General features: G+C 75.7%; 18 protein-coding genes. 7 read left to right on the forward strand and 11 right to left on the reverse strand.

What is annotated here, in order from left to right:
* Nucleotides 1-13: 13 nt before the first annotated feature.
* Complete coding sequence (locus FIC82_RS18205) at nt 14-2,329, reverse strand: sodium-translocating pyrophosphatase (RefSeq protein ID WP_154799420.1); 2,316 nt, start codon at nt 2,327-2,329, stop codon at nt 14-16.
* Between the two features lie 207 nt (nt 2,330-2,536).
* On the opposite strand from FIC82_RS18205, the gene FIC82_RS18210 reads away from it, so the two are divergent.
* The 4 genes from FIC82_RS18210 to FIC82_RS18225 all read left to right on the forward strand — a co-directional run bounded on the left by FIC82_RS18210 (nt 2,537) and on the right by FIC82_RS18225 (nt 6,492).
* Nucleotides 2,537-3,127 carry a sigma-70 family RNA polymerase sigma factor gene (locus tag FIC82_RS18210; protein WP_253691269.1) on the forward strand — a complete coding sequence of 197 codons (591 nt, stop codon included), beginning with the start codon at nt 2,537-2,539 and terminating at the stop codon, nt 3,125-3,127.
* Nucleotides 3,124-4,533 (forward strand): hypothetical protein, encoded by a 1,410-nt coding sequence (locus FIC82_RS18215; RefSeq protein WP_154799422.1) that lies wholly within the window; start codon nt 3,124-3,126, stop codon nt 4,531-4,533. Before FIC82_RS18210 ends, FIC82_RS18215 begins: the two co-directional genes overlap by 4 nt.
* Nucleotides 4,534-4,654: 121 nt before the next feature.
* Nucleotides 4,655-5,260 (forward strand): RNA polymerase sigma factor, encoded by a 606-nt coding sequence (locus tag FIC82_RS18220; RefSeq protein WP_168732082.1) that lies wholly within the window; start codon nt 4,655-4,657, stop codon nt 5,258-5,260.
* On the forward strand, nt 5,257-6,492 hold the full coding sequence (locus tag FIC82_RS18225) for a serine/threonine-protein kinase (RefSeq protein WP_154799423.1): 1,236 nt from the start codon (nt 5,257-5,259) through the stop codon (nt 6,490-6,492). The genes FIC82_RS18220 and FIC82_RS18225 overlap by 4 nt, the downstream gene beginning before the upstream one ends.
* A gap of 24 nt (nt 6,493-6,516) precedes the next feature.
* On the opposite strand, the gene FIC82_RS18230 is transcribed toward FIC82_RS18225, so the two are convergent.
* Nucleotides 6,517-7,278, reverse strand: a complete 762-nt coding sequence (locus tag FIC82_RS18230; protein ID WP_154799424.1) for an alpha/beta fold hydrolase — start codon at nt 7,276-7,278, stop codon at nt 6,517-6,519.
* A gap of 91 nt (nt 7,279-7,369) precedes the next feature.
* Here FIC82_RS18230 and FIC82_RS18235 point away from each other — a divergent pair, with 91 nt between their 5' ends.
* Nucleotides 7,370-8,767: a M18 family aminopeptidase gene (locus FIC82_RS18235; RefSeq protein WP_253691270.1), complete on the forward strand. Its 1,398-nt coding sequence runs from the start codon at nt 7,370-7,372 to the stop codon at nt 8,765-8,767.
* Nucleotides 8,768-8,905: 138 nt separating this feature from the next.
* Here FIC82_RS18235 and FIC82_RS18240 read toward each other — a convergent pair whose 3' ends face one another.
* Complete coding sequence (locus FIC82_RS18240) at nt 8,906-9,565, reverse strand: SRPBCC family protein (protein ID WP_216609933.1); 660 nt, start codon at nt 9,563-9,565, stop codon at nt 8,906-8,908.
* A gap of 102 nt (nt 9,566-9,667) precedes the next feature.
* Here FIC82_RS18240 and FIC82_RS18245 point away from each other — a divergent pair, with 102 nt between their 5' ends.
* Nucleotides 9,668-12,202 (forward strand): DEAD/DEAH box helicase, encoded by a 2,535-nt coding sequence (locus FIC82_RS18245; protein WP_216609934.1) that lies wholly within the window; start codon nt 9,668-9,670, stop codon nt 12,200-12,202.
* Nucleotides 12,203-12,341: 139 nt separating this feature from the next.
* On the opposite strand, the gene FIC82_RS18250 is transcribed toward FIC82_RS18245, so the two are convergent.
* The 8 genes from FIC82_RS18250 to FIC82_RS18285 all read right to left on the reverse strand — a co-directional run bounded on the left by FIC82_RS18250 (nt 12,342) and on the right by FIC82_RS18285 (nt 17,921).
* Nucleotides 12,342-12,842, reverse strand: coding sequence for an Rv3654c family TadE-like protein (locus tag FIC82_RS18250; RefSeq protein ID WP_154799426.1), 501 nt, complete (start codon nt 12,840-12,842; stop codon nt 12,342-12,344).
* Entirely contained in the window at nt 12,839-13,252 is a 414-nt protein-coding gene (locus FIC82_RS18255) for a TadE family type IV pilus minor pilin (RefSeq protein WP_253691271.1), read from the reverse strand. The genes FIC82_RS18250 and FIC82_RS18255 overlap by 4 nt, the downstream gene beginning before the upstream one ends.
* Before the next feature lie 57 nt (nt 13,253-13,309).
* On the reverse strand, nt 13,310-13,516 hold the full coding sequence (locus FIC82_RS18260) for a DUF4244 domain-containing protein (protein ID WP_154799427.1): 207 nt from the start codon (nt 13,514-13,516) through the stop codon (nt 13,310-13,312).
* 209 nt (nt 13,517-13,725) lie between these two features.
* Nucleotides 13,726-14,532, reverse strand: coding sequence for an aminoglycoside 3'-phosphotransferase (locus tag FIC82_RS18265; RefSeq protein ID WP_154799428.1), 807 nt, complete (start codon nt 14,530-14,532; stop codon nt 13,726-13,728).
* A 60-nt stretch (nt 14,533-14,592) separates the two neighbouring features.
* Entirely contained in the window at nt 14,593-15,216 is a 624-nt protein-coding gene (locus FIC82_RS18270) for a type II secretion system F family protein (protein ID WP_253691272.1), read from the reverse strand.
* The gene (locus tag FIC82_RS18275; protein WP_253691273.1) at nt 15,213-15,716 is read right to left on the reverse strand and encodes a hypothetical protein; all 504 of its coding nucleotides are present in this window, start codon (nt 15,714-15,716) and stop codon (nt 15,213-15,215) included. Before FIC82_RS18275 ends, FIC82_RS18270 begins: the two co-directional genes overlap by 4 nt.
* Before the next feature lie 154 nt (nt 15,717-15,870).
* Nucleotides 15,871-17,229 (reverse strand): TadA family conjugal transfer-associated ATPase, encoded by a 1,359-nt coding sequence (locus FIC82_RS18280; protein WP_256390399.1) that lies wholly within the window; start codon nt 17,227-17,229, stop codon nt 15,871-15,873.
* Nucleotides 17,226-17,921, reverse strand: a complete 696-nt coding sequence (locus FIC82_RS18285; protein WP_253691274.1) for a CpaE-like family protein — start codon at nt 17,919-17,921, stop codon at nt 17,226-17,228. Before FIC82_RS18285 ends, FIC82_RS18280 begins: the two co-directional genes overlap by 4 nt.
* Nucleotides 17,922-18,086: 165 nt before the next feature.
* Between FIC82_RS18285 and FIC82_RS18290 the strand changes: the two genes are divergently transcribed.
* Nucleotides 18,087-18,911 carry an HAD family hydrolase gene (locus FIC82_RS18290; protein WP_168732084.1) on the forward strand — a complete coding sequence of 275 codons (825 nt, stop codon included), beginning with the start codon at nt 18,087-18,089 and terminating at the stop codon, nt 18,909-18,911.
* Nucleotides 18,912-18,941 lie beyond the last annotated feature (30 nt).

Consider the following 18,941-nt stretch of genomic DNA (forward strand, 5'->3'; position numbering starts at 1 on the left):
GCTGACCGGACGATCAGGCGCCGGTCGCGACCCGCTCCGGCTCGACCGTGGACTGCTCGCGGTCGACGCGCGCCGCGCGGAGTCGCGACATGATCACCGCGCCGAACGCGATCGCGGCCGCGACCACGGCGATGCCGATGCGCAGCGCGTGGTTCGCGTCCGCGGGCACGCTCATGAGCACCACCGCGGGGGCGATGAGCACCGACACGAGGTTCATGACCTTGATGAGCGGGTTGATCGCCGGCCCGGCCGTGTCCTTGAAGGGGTCACCGACGGTGTCGCCGATGACGGTCGCCGCGTGCGCCTCGGAGCCCTTGCCGCCGTACGCGCCGTCCTCGACGATCTTCTTCGCGTTGTCCCAGGCCCCGCCGGAGTTGGCGAGGAACACCGCCATGAGCACGCCCGCACCGATCGCCCCGGCGAGGAACCCGGCCAGCGGGCCGACGCCCAGGCCGAAGCCGACCGCGATGGGCGCGAACGCGGCGAGCAGGCCGGGCGTCGCGAGCTCGCGCAGCGAGTCCCGCGTGCAGATGTCGACGACCTTCCCGTACTCCGGGCGCTCCTGGAACGTCATGATCCCGGGGTGCTCGCGGAACTGGCGGCGCACCTCGAAGACGATCGCCCCCGCGGCCCGCGTCACGGCGTCGATCGCGAGGCCGGAGAAGAGGAACACCGTCGCGGCGCCGAGGATCAGGCCCACGAGCGTGATCGGCGAGATGATCTCGTAGTCGAGCATCGCCGTGACGAGCCCTGCACCCTGCTCCTGGACGTCCGCGAGCGCGTGGCTCACGGCGTCCGCGTACGACCCGAACAGCGCGGTCGCGGCGAGCACCGCCGTCGTGATCGCGATGCCCTTGGTGATGGCCTTCGTCGTGTTGCCGACCGCGTCGAGGTCCGTGAGGATCTGCGCGGCCTCCGCGTCGCCGTCGCCGGACTCGCCGACCGACATCTCGTAGATGCCCTGCGCGTTGTCCGACACCGGGCCGAACGTGTCCATCGCGACGATGACGCCGACCGTGGTGAGCAGACCGCACCCGGCGAGCGCGACGAGGAACAGCGCGAGCCACACCGAGCCGCCCGCGAGGAGGAACAGGCCGCAGATCGCGGCCGCGATGACGCCCGCCGTGTACACCGCCGACTCGAACCCGACGCCGATGCCGGACAGCACGACGGTCGCCGCGCCCGTCCGGGAGGTGGCGGCCACGTGCAGGGTCGGCTTCGACGTCGTGCCGGTGAAGTAGCCCGTGATCCACAGGATGATGCCCGCGAGGACGATGCCGATGACGACGGCGAGGCTCGCGACGACGCGCGGGTCGGCCGCGATCCCCGACAGGTCGCCGAGGTCCGCGGTGCCGTCCAGCGCCGAGAACGACGACGGGAGGTAGACGAACGCGGCGACCGCGGCGAGCACCGCGCCGATGAGCGCGGAGAGGTAGAAGCCGCGGTAGATGGCCTTGAGCCCGTTCTCCTGGCCGCGCACGCGCGTGATGAAGACGCCGAGCACGGCGACGAGCGCGCCGAGGGCCGTGACGATCAGCGGGAAGACGAGACCTTCCTCGCCCATCGCGGCCTTGCCGAGGATGAGCGCGGCGACGAGCGTCACGGCGTAGGACTCGAAGAGGTCCGCGGCCATGCCCGCGCAGTCGCCGACGTTGTCGCCCACGTTGTCCGCGATCGTCGCGGCGTTGCGCGGGTCGTCCTCGGGGATGCCCTGCTCGACCTTGCCGACCAGGTCCGCGCCGACGTCGGCCGCCTTGGTGAAGATGCCGCCGCCGACGCGCATGAACATCGCGAGCAGCGCGGCCCCGAAGCCGAAGCCCTCGAGCACCGCGGGGGCGTCGCCCTTGTAGACGAGCACGACGCCCGCGGCGCCCAGCAGGCCGAGGCCGACGACCGACATGCCGACGACGCCACCGGTGCGGAACGCGATGCGCGCGCCCTCGGTGCGCCCGCCCGGCCGGGTCGCGGCCGACGCGACGCGCACGTTGGCCCGCACCGCGAGCCACATGCCGAGGTAGCCGATCGCCGCCGAGAACCCGGCGCCCACGAGGAACGCGACCGAGCGCCCCACGCGGATGCCGCCGTCGCCCGGCAGGAGGAACAGCAGGCCGAACACGATCACCGCGAACAGGGCGAGCGTGCGGAACTGGCGGCTCAGGTACGCCCCGGCGCCCTCCTGCACCGCCTGGGCGATGTCCTGCATCTTCGCCGTGCCGTCGTCCGCGGCGAGGACCTGTCTGCGCAGGACGAACGCGAAGACGAGCGCCACGAGCGCGATCACCGCGATGACGGCGACGATGGTGAGACTTTCCGAACCGAGCGTGAGCATCCGTCCTCCTTGACGAACCGCGCGACCGTCGCGCCGGTCCCCTGCCGGAGCGATGGGGGTGAGTCTACGCACGTGTGGCGCACGTCACGACCACTCGTGCAGGACGTCACAAGCACGCACCGAGAACCCGCTCGATGCCTCGCCCGGGGGGTCGACGCTCACCGGGCCCCAACCGATCTCTCGACCCGGACGTTGAGTAGGTCGAGAGTGTTCACAGGGAGCGGGGAGGCGGTCGCGATGGCGCGGTGGGAAGAGGTGCTGGACGAGATCGTCCGCACGCGGCGTCGAGCCCTCGTGGGGTACGCGTACCTCCTCACGGGCAACCTCTGCGAGGCGGAGGACCTGGTGCAGGACGCCCTGTTCCGGACCTTCCGCCGCGGCCGGGCCGCGACCGACTTCGAGCTGGCCGAGAGCTACGTGCGCCGCGCGATCGTCACCACCTTCGTCGACGGCACCCGTCGGACGACGCGATGGAGGGGCGTCCGCCACCTCGTCACCTCACCGGACCGTACCGACCGTGTCGAGCCGGTCGTCGAGGCCCGTGTCGACGTCCTCGCGGCACTGGCCGTGCTGACGCCCCGGGAGCGCGCGTGCGTCGTCCTGCGCTACTTCTCCGACCTCACCATCCGCGACGTCGCGGACCGGTTGTCGATCAGCGAGGGCACCGTGAAGCGATACCTCAGCGACGCGAACGCGAAGCTCGCGACCAGGCTCGGGCCGATCCGGGCCGCCGACGACGACCTCACCGTCACGCCGTCCGGGACGACCGCCACACCTGCTCAGGGAGGTGCACGATGAACGGCCCCACGAACCACGGCCCCGTCGAGCTCGACGTCGTCCTGCGGACGCTCGCGCACGAGGTCGTCCCGCCGACGGACGACGCCACGACCGTGGCACGCGTCCGCGACGGGGTGCGCCACGCACGGCGACGGCGCGCGATCCTCGTCGGCGCCGCGACCGCGCTCGTCGTCGCGGCGGTCGGCGTCGGCGCGAACGCCGTGCTCGAGGAGACCCCCCGCCCCGTCCTGCCGGCGCCCGCACCGAGCCCCGACCCGACGCCCAGCCCGGCGCCGACCCATCGGACCGCGTTCCCCGCACCCGTCACGACGGACGCGCTCCTGTGCCAGGCGCCCGCACCGGACTCCACGGGCAGCACCCCGCTCGCGACCGTGACGATCGACGAACCGGCGGTGACCGTGACGTCCCTGCGCCTGGTCGACGTCTCCGCCCACCTGGACGTCGACGAGGCCGCGCGGGTCGAGGTCCTGGACCCGCGCGTGAACGCGGGGTACGTCATCGTGCAGGACGGGGTCGTCGTGTCGTCGACGATGACGCACCACGAGGCGCCCGCGCCCGCGCTCGACCTCACCGAGGGGGAGGTGATGGACGTCGGCGGCCGCGTGGACTCGTTCGCCATGTGCGATCCGAAGGGCGTCACCTCGCACTCGCCGTCGCTCCTCCCCGGGGAGTACGAGCTGGCCGTCGTCGTCCCGTGGGTCGTGTCGTCGTACGCGCTCGAGCGTGACGGCGCGTGGGGCGAACCGGTGACCGCCGCAGGGTCGGAGGAACCGCTGTTCGACGGCTGGCTGGTGTCCGACCCGGTCCCCTTCGTCATCGAGCCGTCACCGGAGGCGGAGGCACCCGGGACGTCCGAGGTCCCCGGCGCCTTCTCCGGCGCCACGACCACCTTCCCCACCGCGCCGACCTACGAAGACCTGCAGTGCGGCCAGACCGCACCCACGCCCACGGGCGACGAGCTGCTGGCCCGTCTGGACATCGCGACGGACCCCCTGGCGGTGACGAACGGGGGCGAGACGACCCTCTCCGCGCAGGTCGTCGGCATCCCGACGGCGCGCACGGAGACCGTCGACTTCCGGTGGCTGCGTGCGTACGTCATCTCCCAGGACGGACGGATCGTCAGCTCGACGGTCCCCGCCACCGACTCGGACGGGAACGTCGTGCTCGAGCCGGGTGGGACCGAGCCGCTGGACCACGTCGTGTCCGCGTCGGTGGCCTGCGAGTGGGGGCTCCCGTCGGGCACCGCGCTCCCGCCCGGCGAGTACGCCGTGCAGGCCGTGCACCCGTGGATGATCACGTCCTACGACCTCCAGCAGCCGGACGGCTCGTGGGGCGCCACGACCACGGGAGGCGACCTGTACAAGGGATGGCTCGTCTCCGACCCCGTCCTCCTCACCGTCTCCTGACACCTTCCCCCGACCACCCGCTGCTCCGTGGAACGGCGGCGGACGACCTGCTACCCAACGGTTCTCGCCCGGCGAGCGTCGTGATCGGTAGACGACCCGACCACGACGAGGGAGGACGGACGTGCCACGCTGGGACGGCGAGCTGGGCGACCTGGTCGCCCGGCGCGGTCGTGCGCTGAACGGTTACGCCTACCTGCTGTGCGGCGACGCGCAGCAGGCGGAGGACCTCGTGCAGGACGCGCTCGTCAAGGTGTTCTCCCGGCTGCGCCGGCCGCCCTCCGCACGGCCCGGCACCGTCCGCACCGTCGACCTCGGCGTGGACCCACCCGGACGCGCAGCCGCGCCGGACGTCGCGAGCACCGAGGGGTACGTGCGCAGCACGATCCTCACCCTCTACCTCGACGGCTACCGGCGCCGGCGCCGATGGACGGGCGTGCGTCACCTCGTCGCGACCGACGACGCGGTGCGCGGCCCCGAGGCGGCTGCCTCCGCGCGCGCCGACGTCGCCGCGGCCCTCGCCGGGCTGACGCCCCGGCAGCGCGCGTGCGTCGTCCTGCGGTACTTCGAGGACCTCACGGTTCCCCAGGTCGCCGCCGCGCTGGGCAGCGCGGAGGGCACCGTCAAGCGCCACCTGCACGACGCCATGGCGGTGATGCACGCCACCTTGCACGACGACCACGCGGGCACCCGTCCCGCACCACGCCCCGGCGGGAGGCGAGCACGATGACCACGCACCACGCGCGCGACGACTGGGAGACGACTCCGGACGACGGCGAGGCCCTCGCCCACGCCCTGCGCACGATGGCCGACGACGCACCCGCGCCGTCCGCCGACGTCCCGTCGAGGCTCCGGGCCGTCCGGTCCCAGGTCCGACGACGGCGCGCGGCCAAGAAGACAGCGCTCGGCGCCGCGACGCTCGGCGTCGTCGCCGTGCTCGCCGTGGGCGCGACGCAGCTCCCCGCATGGGACTCGAGCGAGCCGCTGCCCGCAGAACCTCCGAGACCGGTCTCCGTCGCGTGCGGCACGACGGTCGACCTCGACCCTCTGCCGGACGACGGACCCCTGATCCTTCCCGCCTTCGCCGTCGTCCTCGAGGGCGACGGTGAGGTCGCCGCCGGGGACCGCTGGAACGGCATGCTCCGCGTCACGGGCGGGACCGTCGGGCCCGGCCACACGGTGCGGCTCGTCGACGTGGACCTTGTCGCCACGCGCGGGCTGGAGGTCGTCGGTGTCCCCGCCGAGCCGGTCGTCCCGTCCCAGGAGTCCGCCGTGGAGAACGACACCACCGGTCCCCGGATCGGTGCGCACTTCGTCTCGTGCGAGTCCGGCGCACCCCTCGCACCGGGCACGTACGACGTGTACGCCGGGGCGACGCTGCTGCCCGGTACGGGCGAGCTCCCCCTGGTCGCGGGTCCGGTCTCGATCGACGTGGGAGACCGTCCGACGACGCCCTCCCCCGTCGTCGGCTACCAGCCGCCCTGGCTCGAGGGCACGCCCGTCTCGTGCGGCATGTCTGCCGACGACCTGGCGCCGCTGGCCGGCCCCGGGCTCACGCTCGAGACCCGCGGTCTCGCCACCGAGGAGCCCGGCGTCGTCGACACGTCGCTCACGAACGCGGGGAGCGAGCGGTTCTCCGGCGTCGTGGCCAGCGTCGGGCCGGTGGCCTGGGTGCGGGACGGCATCGTGGTGGCGGTCGGCCCGAACGCCCTGGAGTCTCCGCTCGAGGTCGAGCTCGCCCCGGACCAGCTGCTGGACCTCGGCGCCCAGGCGATCGCGACGGACTACTGCTCCCCCGGCACGGACGGTCTGTTCACGACTCCTGTCACTCCCGGCGACTACGACCTCGTCCCCTACCAGGGCGTCCTCACGAGCTCCGGCGCCGACTACGCGGCGTGGGCCGTCGGCGACCCCGTCGCCGTGACGCTCGGCACCGACGGCACCATCGTCCCGCGAGGCTGACCCGCAAGCCCGGGATGAGTCCCGCTACCGCGCAGTCGCGCCGAGCGCGAGGCGCGCGACGTCGTCGGGCCGCGTGAGCGGGTACAGGTGCCCCTCGCCCGCGATCCCGACGCGCGGGATCCCGAGCTGTCCGGCGAGCTCGCGCTGCTCGCGCAGGAACCGCGCGCTCTGCCGCAGACCCGTGACGAGGAGCGGGTGCGCCTCGGGCGGGAGGCGGCGCCCGCCGTCGACCAGGGCGCGCACGCGCGGAGCCTGCGCCCAGCTCGCGAACCACTCGTCGGCGAGCATCGGCCACGTCGCGCGGGCACCGTAGCGGCTCCCGGCCGCGTCCGCGGCCAGAGGGTCCGGACCTCGCACGACCCACCGGACGGCTCCCCGGCGGAGTGTCGGACCCGCCGTCGCGAGCACGCCCGCGAGGACACGGGCGGCGGCGGACCCCGCACGGGCGAGCGGGCGGCCGGGGTGCAGCGCGGGTACGTGCGGCTCCCACGGGCTCGTCGGGTCGAGCAGCACCAGCCGCTCTACCTCGTCCGGGTGGCGCAGCGTCCACTCGATCGCGGCGAGACCGCCCACCGAGTGGCCGACGACGCGGACCGGGTGCGAGCCGCCGATCCCTAGCGCACGACGGATCGCGTCCACCGGACCCGTGACGGGGGTGCGCCAGGCGTCGAGGACACGCACGTCGTCGTCGACCTGCCCGTCGGTCTCCACCGTGCGCAGTGCCCGGGCGAGCGGCGCGAAGTCCTCGGGAGTCAGGGCGAGGCCCGGCAGGACGACCCAGGTCATGCCGACTCCTCTCTCTCCCGGAGGCGCTCGGTGCCCCGGGCGGCCCCGACCACCCTACGGAGCGCTCCTGGGCGTGCGTAGGGTGGAGCCTGTGTCCACGCCCAGCACCCCCGTGACCGACCCGACACCGCACGACCGCGCGCTCGCGCACGCGCACGACCTCGCGACGTTCGTCGAGGCGTCCCCGTCGTCCTACCACGCGGCCCACGAGGTCGCGCGCCGTCTCGAGGCAGTCGGCTTCGAGCGGCTCGACGAGACGGCGGCGTGGCCGACGACGACCGGCAGCGAAGGCGAGGGGCCTGCGGGCGGGCGGTACGTCGTCGTGCGCGACGGTGCCGTGATCGCCTGGGCGGTCCCGTCGGGCGCGACCGCGACGACACCGTTCGCGATCCTCGGAGCCCACACCGACTCGCCCGGTTTCAAGCTCAAGCCGCGGCCGAGCGTCGTGCGCGAGGGCTGGTGGCAGGCGGGGGTGGAGGTCTACGGCGGCCCGCTGCTCAACTCGTGGCTCGACCGCGAGCTCGAGCTCGCCGGGCGCCTGGTGACGTCCGACGGCGCGGAGCACCTCGTGCGCACCGGGCCCCTGCTGCGCATCCCGCAGCTCGCGATCCACCTCGACCGGGCGGCGAACGAGGGTCTCGCGCTCGACAAGCAGCAGCACACGCAGCCGGTGTGGGGGCTGGCGTCGGCGTCCGGTCCGGCCGGGTCGGACACGGTGGGCGGCGGCGAGCGACCGAGCGGCGGCGACGTGCTCGCGGAGCTCGCGCACCACGCGGGCGTCCGGGCGAGCGAGGTCGCGGGCTACGACGTCGTCGTCGCGGACACGCAGTCGCCCCGCGTGTTCGGCGCGCACGGTGCGTTCCTCGCGTCGGGCCGGCTCGACAACCTGATCTCGGTGCACGCCGGTCTCGTCGCCCTGCTCGAGGTCGCCGGCACGCCGGAGTCTCCGCTGAAGGGCGACGTGATCCCCGTGCTCGCGGCGTTCGACCACGAGGAGATCGGGTCCGAGTCGCGCTCCGGGGCGTCAGGGCCGTTCCTCGCGGACGTGCTCGACCGGGTCGCGGCCGGCCTCGGCGCCACCGGGGAGGACCGGCACCGCCAGCTCGCGGCGTCGCTGTGCGTGTCGAGCGACGTCGGGCACTCGGTGCACCCCAACTACCCGGAGCGTCACGACCCCGCGAACCGCCCCCTCGCGGGCGGCGGCCCGATCCTCAAGATCAACGCGAACCAGCGCTACACGACCGACGCGCACGGCGCGGCGGCCTGGGCGCGGGCCTGCGCACGGGCCGGGGTGCCGAGCCAGGAGTTCGTCTCGAAGAACACCGTCCCGTGCGGCTCGACCATCGGCCCGCTCACCGCGACCCGCCTCGGCATCCGCACGGTCGACGTCGGCGTCCCGATCCTCTCGATGCACTCCGCGCGCGAGCTCACCGCCGTCGTCGACCCGTGGTACCTCTCCCGCACAATGACCGGAATCTTCCGCGGCTGACCCATCCCCCTCCCCCGGCCCCCGCCGAACAGGCGGTCCTGGCTCGTCCCGGGCGTCGGACGGACCAGGACCGCCTGGTCGAGCGACCAGGATCGCCTGGTCGGCGGGTCGAGCAGGGAGCGGGCGGTGGTCGGCAGGTCAGTAGCGGCGTTGGCCGCGCTCGGCGCGGGCTCGGATGCCGCGCAGCATCCTTTGCGTCATGAGGAAGCTCACCGGCTGCACCGCCTCGACGACGGCGCGGCCCACGGCGCCGAGCGGGAGGTAGCGCTCGCGGACCAGCAGGCGAGACCTCGGCGTCCCCTCCTCGCCCGGCGGCAGCGGGCGGACGACGAACGCCCACGAGAAGCGGAACGGCATCGTGTCCGGCTGACCCGGCCCCGGCGCACCGAGCAGCACGAGGTGCGAGCCCGGCTCCAGGAGCGCGACGCGCAGCGCGGCCTCGTCGGCGAGGTGGACGTCGTCGCCGACCGCGAGCCCCTGCCAGCGCTCCTCGACCGCGTCGGCGCTCCGGATGCCCAGGCCGACGAGGTTCTCCAGCGCGTCGTACGAGTAGAACCCGCCGCGGCCCTGGCCGAGTTGCACGAGCCACGGCCAGACCTCCGCCGGCGGCGTGTCGATCGACACGGCCCGCGTCGCGACGACGGCGCGCGCGTCGGGCACGAGGTCGTCGCCCGGGAGGACGCACTCGTGCTCGCCCTCCCACGTGCCCCAGGTCTGGGTCATCCGCCGGGTGAGCAGGAGCGCCCCCACGGCGAGCGTCGCCGTCGCCACGACCCGGACCCCGCGCACCGCTCCCATGCGTCGATCCTCGTCCGCGCCGGGCGCGCCGCGCGAGGGCCGGAGGTCCTGAGCACCTGGCGCTCGGCCGCAGGGCGGGCCGGAGGTGGGAGACTCGGAGGCGTGCCGCACGCCCCCGCCCCCACCTCCCTGCGACCGACGAGCGCGGCCCTGCTCGACGTGCTGCGCGCGGGCGGACGGCGCGACGAGCGGCTGCTGCACGTGCGCGAGCTGCCCGCGCGGAAGGGTACGCAGGCCGAGTGGCCGGCGTGGTCCGACGCGTCGCTCGTCGCGGGGTACCGCGCGCTCGGCGTGGAGCGCCCGTGGGAGCACCAGGTCGTCGCGGCCGACGCCGCGTGGTCGGGCCGGCACGTCGCGCTCGCCACGTCCACGGGGTCGGGCAAGTCGCTCGCGTTCTGGCTGCCTGCGCTCTCGTCCGTCCGGGCCGACACCGCGGCGCGCCTCCTCGACCCGGGCCGCATCGAGTCGGTGGCCCGGCGGGGCTCCGTGCTGTACCTCTCCCCCACCAAGGCGCTCGCCGCCGACCAGCTCTCCGGGCTCCAGCGGCTGCTCGACGCCGCGGGGACGCGCGACGTGCGCGTCGCGACGTGCGACGGCGACACCGGCCAGGACGAGCGGCGCTGGGTCCGCGAGCACGCCGACGTCGTGCTGACCAACCCCGACTTCCTGCACTTCGCGCTCCTGCCGAACCACCGCGGCTGGGCGCGCCTCCTGCGCGACCTGCGGTACGTCGTCGTGGACGAGGGCCACGCCTACCGCGGGGTGTTCGGTGCGCACGTGTCCCTCGTCCTGCGTCGGCTGCGGCGCCTCGCCGCGCACTACGCGCGCGAGGGCGACCGTCCGCCGACGTTCGTCGTCGCGTCGGCCACGACCGCCGACCCCGCGACGAGCGCTGCGCGTCTCGTGGGGGTCGAGCCCGACGGCGTCGTGACGGTCGCGCGGGACACCTCGCCCGCGGGGCGCAAGACGTTCGCGCTGTGGGAGCCGCCCGTCGTCGTGGGCTTCGACGCGGGCTCCGCGGACGGGCCCTCCGAGGAGCCCCCTGCGACACCCGCCGACCGTCGCGAGGACGACCCCGCCGTCGCGACGACGGTCGACGCGGCGGCGGAGCACCCGCGGCGCAGCGCGACCGCCGAGGCTGCGGACCTGCTCGCCGACCTCGTCATCGCGGGCGCGCGCACGCTCGCGTTCACGCGCTCGCGCCGCGGGGCGGAGGCGGTCGCGGTGCAGACGCAGGACAGCGTGCGCGTCGTCGACCCGCGGCTCGTGCGGCGCGTCGCCGCCTACCGCGGCGGGTACCTCCCCGAGGAGCGGCGCGAGCTCGAGGACGCGGTGCGCACGGGCGACGTCCTGGGCCTCGCGACGACCAACGCGCTCGAGCTCGGCGTCGACATCTCGGGCCTCGACGCCGTGCTCATCGCGGGCTGGCCGGGCACGCGCATGTCGGTGTGGCAGCAGGCGGGCCGCGCCGGGCGCGCGGGCGCGGACGGCCTCGTGGCGTTCGTCGCCCGGGAGGACCCGCTCGACACGTTCCTCGTGCACCACCCCGAGGCCGTGTTCGACGCCCCGCTCGAGGCGACCGTGTTCGACCCCGCGAACCCGTACGTGCTCGCGCCCCACCTGTGCGCGGCCGCGGCCGAGAACCCGCTGCGGTCCGACGACCTCCCGGCGTTCGGCGATCCCGAGGCGGTGCGCGGCCTGCTCGACGTGCTCGTCGCCCGGGGCGCCCTTCGCCGTCGCGCGTCCGGCTGGTACTGGACGCACGCGCAGCCCGCCACGGGCATGACCGACCTGCGCGGCTCGGGCGGCGCGCCCGTGCGGGTGGCCGAGGCCCGCACCGGGCGGCTGCTCGGCACGGTCGACGCGGCGTCCGCGGACGGCTCCGTGCACGACGGCGCCGTGTACGTCCACCAGGGCCGCACCTATGTCGTCGAGCACCTCGACCTCGCCGACCACGTCGCGCTCGTGCGCCGCCAGGACGTCGACCACGGGACGTGGTCACGGTCCTCGACGTCGATCACGATCGTCGACGACCCCGCCGACGGCGACGTCGCGGCGGGGCGCGAAGTCGTCGAGCGGTCGTGGGGACCCGTCGGCTGGGGCTACGGCCCGGTCGACGTGTGCTCGCAGGTGGTGAGCTTCCAACGCCGCCGCCTCCTCGACATGCAGGTCCTCGGCACCGAGACCCTCGACCTCCCCGAGCGCACGCTGCCGACGATGGCCGTCTGGTGGACGGTCCCGCAGTCGGTGATCGAGGAGGCGGGCGTCGACGCCGACGAGCTGCCCGGCGCGCTGCACGCCGCCGAGCACGCGTCGATCGGCCTGCTCCCCCTCCTCGCGACGTGCGACCGCTGGGACCTCGGCGGCGTCTCCACGGCGCTGCACGCCGACACCGGCGAGGCGACCGTGTTCGTGCACGACGCCTACCCCGGCGGCGCGGGGTTCGCCGAGCGCGGGTACGAGCTCGGCGCGACGTGGCTGCGCGCCACGCGCGACGCCATCGCGCGCTGCCCCTGCCACGACGGCTGCCCGGCGTGCGTGCAGTCCCCCAAGTGCGGGTCGTACAACGCCCCGCTCGAGAAGGCCGCCGCCGTCCGCCTCCTCGACGCCGTCCTCGCCCACGCGCCCACCTCGTAGCACCGGTGGCCGCCGGGGGTCGCCGAGGTCGTTCCCGACGACGCGCGGTGACATGGTCGAGGCTCGCCCACAACGCGGCACCCGCACTCGCCCGACCCCTTCTCACCGTGGTCCGTGGTCACCGCGACCGGGCGCTCGTTCAGCGCGCAGTTGCCGGACCCGCGCGGGCGGCGGCCGTCGCCTGGCCGACCGCGACACCGAGGACGGTGACGCCCGTGGTCGTGGCGACGTCGACCCGGACGGCCCCGCCGCCCTGCTCGGCGCACGCGGTGACCGCGACCGCGTTGCGGGCCGCGACCTCGCGGGCACGACCGCACGGGTCCCAGCCATCGCGCAGCGCGGTGGCCGCCGCCAGCGCGGCGAGGTCGGCGCCGGTCTGCGCGGCTCCGCGGGCCGCCTGGGCGTGGGCGAGCGATCCCAGGCCGAGGGCGAGCACGAGCACGGCGGCGACGATCCCGAGCACGAGCACCGTGCCCGCGCCACGCTCCGCGCCACGCTCCGCGTCGAGCACCTCGTCGTGCCGCCCGATCGCGACCCAGGCCAAACCGTGACTCCCGCTGCGCCCCTGCGGCGCACGTGCGGCGCGTGACACCGGTCGCGACGTCGGGCCGTCCTCGACCACGGCCCGGTCCCGGCTCATGGCTCGACCCACGCGACGGCCTCGCCGCTCGCGCGCAGCGGCGACCCTGAGAGCCACCCGCCGACGACGGGCGTCGTGACGCGGACCTCGACCCACGGGTCGCCGCGCACCACGCCGACGGTCGCGCCGTCGCCCGCCACCCGGAGCGCCGTCGCGCGCACGGTCGCGTCGTCCTCGCCGATGGCCGCCGCACGGGCCGCGGCCCTCGCCGCGTCGGAGGAGCGCATCTGCGCGCCCGCCGCCGCGGCGAGGGTGAGGACGACGACGAGGACGAGGACGACCGCCGGCAGCGCGACGGCGAGCTCGGCCGTGACCGCACCCCGCTCCCGGTCGTCGCGCGACCGGACCCCGCACGAGCGGACCTCGCACGAGCGGACCTCGCACGAGCGGACCGCGCGCGAACGGAGCACCCACGGCCGGAGCCTGCGCCACGCACCGGTGCCTGCGCCTGCGTCCCGTCGCACGGCTCAGCCCAGCGACAGCGCGCTGCGCACGATGCCGAGCAGCAGCTCGCGCACCTCGCCGCTCTTGAGCACGACGATGAGCAGCCCGGCGAAGCCCGCCGCCGCGACCGTCGCGATCGCGTACTCCGCGGTCGCAAGACCGGCCTCACCGTCCTGTCCCGTGCTCGTCCCCGTCAGGCGCGCGAGCGCTCGCCGCATCGTTCCCGTCATGTCCGGACTCCTCTCCCGTGGCCCGCGGTCGCGGGCGATCGGGGACACCGTGACGGGTCGCGCCCCGGCTCCGCACCCCGCTCCGCGCCGACGGTGGACGAGCCCCTCCCGGGCCCGGCCTGTGGACGGCGACGGCCCTTGCGGCTCGTGGAGTCCTGGTGCCGACGACCCCGCGGGCTCGCACCCGACGAGGCCCGGCGCGCGCGCCGTCAGTCCCAGGTGAGGGGGTCCAGGAAGAGGTGGAAGCGGAGCCGGTCGGCGTCGACCGGAGACCCGTAGAGCGACGGGAGCTGGTCCTGGATGTGCTGGGCCTCGTCCGGCCACGTGTCCTGCGCGCTCGCCAGCAGCAACGAGAGGTCGGCGTGCCGGTCGGCCACGCCGAGACGACCGAGGTCGACGAACCCGGAGACCTCGAGCGTCTCGGGGTCGAGCAGGACGTTGGGCAGGCAGAGGTCGCCGTGGCAGACCACCCGCTCGCTCGCCTCCTGCTCCAGGCGCACGGGCAGCTCGGTGGCGAGCTCGGCGAGGAGATGGTGGCCCTCCCGGCCCTCCTGCTCGGGGCGGAGGAACTCGGGGTGCACGGCGTCCCGGGCGACCACGTCCTGCGCCAGAGCCAACATGGTGCGCAGACCCCGGTCGAAGGGGCAGGCGTCCAGGGGGAGATCATGGAGCTCCCTGACAGCGGCCACGACGTTCGCCCAGGCTCTGCCGACCTGGTCGGGCCGGACCTGGTCGGCGGGCACTCCAGGCACCGCGCCGGTCGTCAGGACCGCCCCGTCCGCGCTCTCGACCCATCCGAGCACCTGCGGTCCACGGACCCCGCGGTCGGCCGCCCACCGTGCGCGGTCTCGCTCGCCGGCCAGCTCGGCCATCTGGTCGACGCTCGCGACCTTCGCGTACCGAGCACCGTCCGCGCTCGCGAAGACGCGGGAGGACGACTCACCGCTGCCGACCTCGACCCAGTCCTCCGACGCCAGGGATCCGAGCGCGGAGGGGTCGCCCGTCGTCGTGCCCATGCACCCACCCTAGTGAGCCGGTCCGCCGGCCCGGAGCGACGCCGCACGGGACGGGAGCGACTACCTGCCCAGCAGTCCCGACCCGAGCGAGACGAGGACCGGCACCAATCCGACGAGCACGAACGCGGGGAGGAAGCACGCCCCGAGCGGGAGGACGAGGTGCACGGCGAGGCGCGCCGCGGCGGCCTTGGCGGCCGCGGTCCGGTCCTGTCGCGACGCCTGTGCCGCGGCACGCAGCGCGGGAGCGGGAGCTGCTCCGTGCAGCCAGGCCGGGCGCAGCGCGCGCTGCACGACCTCGAGCCGCGGCGGGGCACCGGCCCAGGCCGCGTCCCACGAGGAGCCGAGGAGGAGGGCCGCACCGGCAGCGCGCAGCCCGGCGCCCTCGCGACCGCCGACGCACGACCCGACCACGTCCAGGACACGGGGCAGCGCAGCGCCGGCCCGGACCGCCGCCGCGAGGAGCTCGAGGAGCACGCCGGTCTCGACCACGGGCTCGGCGCGGTCCCGGCGTCCATGGCTCCCGCCCCCGGCGAACCGCCCACCCGCGCCGGCCGCGACGTCACGGCCGCCCGTGCTCTCCCCACGTCGGGCCACGCCGACGACCCGTCGCCCGACGGCGGAGCGCGCGAGCCACCACGGCGTCGTCGCGGCCAGGACCCATGCCGCCACCAGGAGCGCCGTCACCCGTCCTCCCCCACGGAGCGCGCGCGCTCGACGAGCCGCGACGACCAGGCACGTCCCGCGAGCAGCAGGAGGAGGCCCAGCAGCACCCCGGCGGTCCCGAGGCCACCGTCGGTCGCGGTCCCGAGCGGGTCGGCGCCGAGGACGTACCCGAGCAGGACCCCGACGGCCGGGAGCCACAGGAGCACGCGCGCGGTCGTCCGCGGCCCGGCGAGCGCGGCGTCACGCTCCGCGCGGGCCTCGGCGTCCGCGGCGACGGAGGCCGCGACCTCGTCGAGCACCGACGCGAGCGGCGCACCGACCTCGACCGCCAGGCGGCAGGCGGCCGCGAGGGCGTGCGCCGTCGCGAGCCCGCCCACGTGCGGCGCGAGGTCGGCGACCCGGGGCACGCCGGCGTCGTCTACCCGCACCCCGACCGCCCTCTCCCAGGCGGCGCCGGGCGCGGCGCCGGACCGCAGGAGCGAACCCACCTGCGTGACGACGACCCGCACGAGCTCCGGCACGCCCGGCGCCCGCGTCCGCCGTCGGAGGGACGACGGCCGACCCGCGCGCCGCGGCGACGGACCGACGACCGTGCGCGCCGACCGACCTCCCCGTGCGACCGCGCACCAGACCGCGACCCCGACGAGCACCCCCACGAGCACCGTCACGTCGACCTCACACCGACCACCGGCCCACGAGCTCGTCCCAGGCCGGGCCCTCGACGGGCCCGGTGACGTGCCCAGCAACGGGCCTGGCGACAGGCACAGCGACAGGCACGGCGACGGGAACGGCGACGGGAACGGCGAGTGGACCCCCGAAGGGCCCTCCGACGGGCACGGCGGCGACGCCCGGCGACCACCCCGACCGCCCCGGCGCCCCGTCCCACGACCCCGCGACGTCGACGCGCAGCCCGCGCTGCTCGTCGCCGCGCACGAGCCCGATCTGGGCGAGCACGCGCCGGGTCGTGCCGCCCGCACGTACCCGGCGCAGGTGCAGCACGACGTCGAGGCCGCCGACGGCCTGGGCCGCCACGGCGGCGCGGTCCATCCCCGCGAGCGCCGCCAACGCCTCGAGCCGGGCGGGGATCACCTCGACGTCGTTGGCGTGGATGGTCGCCAGCCCACCCTCGTGACCGGTGTTGAGCGCCATGAGCACCTCGCGCACCTCGGCGCCGCGGCACTCGCCCAGCACGATGCGGTCGGGGCGCATCCGCAGCGCGGCGCGCACGAGGTCGGCGAGGTCGACGCTGCCGGCGCCCTCGACGTTCGGCCGCCGGGCGGTGAGCGGGACGACGTGCGGGTGGTCGGGGTCGAGCTCGCGCGCTTCCTCCACGCACACGATGCGCTCGTCGGGCGGGACGAGCGCGAGCAGCGCGGCGAGCAGCGTCGTCTTGCCGGTCCCGGTCCCGCCGGACACGAGGACGCTCGCGCGGCGGGCGACGAGCCCGCGCAGGACCGGCTCCCACGCGCGCGGGACCGTGCCGGACGCGACGAGGTCGGCCAGCCCGAACGTCCGCGTCCGCAGCACGCGCAACGAGATCACGGCCCCTTCCCCGCACACGGGTGCCACCACGGCGTGCAGCCGCGTCCCGTCCGGGAGCCGCGCGTCGACGACCGGCGAGGCGTCGTCGAGACGCTGCCCGCCCGCCGCGGCGAGCCGGACGGCCAGCGACCGGACTGCCTCCGGCCCGCCGAGCGGGACGACGACCCGTTCGAGACCGGCGCCGCGGTCGACCCAGACCTCCTCCGGCCCGTTGACGAGCACGTCGGTCACGCCCGGCTCGTCGAGGTAGCGCTGGAGCGGACCGGCACCGAAGATCTCCGCGTGCGCCGTGCGGGTCAGCTCGCGCAGCGCGGTCGCGCCGAGCACCCGCCCGGACGCCCGCAGCGCGTCGGCGACGGCCACGTCGTCCGGCGCCGCGACCGCACCGGCACCGTGCTCGGCGCCGGCCCTGACGAGTCGCTCCCGGACGCCGTCGAGCAACGGACCGCGCCCTCGCTCGGTCCGGCCCGGGGCAGGTTCCCGTCTGCTCACCGACCGCTCCCCAGGTACCGCTCCGCGAGCTCCCGACCCGCGCGGACGACCGGCCCGCGCCCGACGCACGGTCCTTGACCGCGCTCGATCGCGCCCGCGAGCGCCCGGTCCCAGCCGACGATCGTGGCGACGTCCAGCCCGACGGCGTCCGCGACCTCCCCGCCGGACAACCGCCCCGGGGCCGGCCGGCGCAGGACGAGCGCTGCCGGGCCGACGAGTCGGTCGCGCACCGCGGCGGCGCCCGCGACGCCGGCCACGTCGAGCGGCGTCACGACCAGCACCTCGTCGCACGCCCCGAGCAGGCCCGCGGCAGCGGCGCCCGTGCCGAGCGCGGCCCGGTCGACGTCGAGGACGAGCACCCCCGACCGGGCCGACGTGACCTCGGCGAGCGCCGCCACGACGTCCGCGAGCGCCGCGGGCTCCGGGCCGCCACCGCGCTCGGTGCTGACGACCGGGACCGTGCCCCACCGGGGCAGGCGCACGAGCAGGTCCTCGCCGTCGAGCCGTCCGCGCGCGTCGGCGAGGTCGGGCCAGCGCACGCCCGGGTCCTGCTCGACGCCGAGGAGGACGTCGAGGCCCCCGCCCACGAGCGCGACGTCCACCAGGCACGTGGGTGCGCGGCGTCGGGCCGCCGCACGGGCGAGCGAGGAGGCCACGACGCTCGCCCCCGCCCCGCCGCGTGCACCGACCACCGCTACGACCGCACCGCCCATCGCGTCCTCCCCCTGCCGTCCGTGGACCGCGGCCCACCCTGCCGTGACGGGCCGGGCGTCGTCGGGCCGCCCGCGCGACCTGTGGACGGGCGCCCCGGCGAGCGCTCCTGTGGACGGCCACGATCCGCGGCTAGGCTCGCGACCGTGACCCCGCTCCCGGACCCGACGAATCCCACCGGATCGCCACGCGCCGGCCGGGTCGCCGCGTTCTTCGACCTGGACAAGACGATCATCGCGACGTCGTCGGCCGCGGCGTTCTCCCGGCCGTTCTTCGCCGGCGGCCTCATCAACCGCGGGGACGTGCTGCGCAGCGCGTACGCGCACTTCCTCTTCATGGTCGGCGGGGCCGACGCGGACCAGACCGAGCGGATGCGCGCGCACCTGTCGAGCCTCGTGACCGGCTGGGACGTCGCCACGGTGTCGCGCATCGTGGAGGAGACGCTGCACGAGCACATCGACCCCGTCGTCTACGCGGAGGCGGTCGAGCTCATCGAGTCCCACCACGAGCACGGGCACGACGTCGTCATCGTGTCCGCATCAGGGAGCGAGGTCGTCGAGCCCATCGCGGCGGTGCTGGGCGCCGACCACGCGATCTCGTCGCGCATGGCCGTCGAGGACGGCCGGTACACGGGCGCGATCGACTTCTACGCGTACGGCGAGAACAAGGCCCTCGCGCTCCGCGAGCTCGCCGAGCGCGAGGGGTACGACCTGGAGGCGAGCTACGCCTACTCCGACTCCGTGACCGACGCCCCCATGCTGGGCGCCGTCGGGCACGCGTTCGTCGTCAACCCCGACCGGACGCTGCGCCGGCTCGCCGCGGAGCACGGCTGGGGCGCCCTGACCTTCTCGAAGCCCGTCGCCCTGCGGTCGCACCTCGCCGGGTCGACGCCGGCCCTCGCCGCGGCGGGGGTCGTCGCGCTCGGCGTCGTGGCCTGGCTGGTGTGGCGCGCGCTGCGCCGCCGGGGCTGAGCGCGGACGGCCGATCCGGACCTCCTGGAC

The sequence above is a fragment of the Cellulosimicrobium protaetiae genome (genome assembly GCF_009708005.2).
In the GTDB taxonomy this organism is placed as follows: Bacteria; Actinomycetota; Actinomycetes; order Actinomycetales; family Cellulomonadaceae; genus Cellulosimicrobium; species Cellulosimicrobium protaetiae.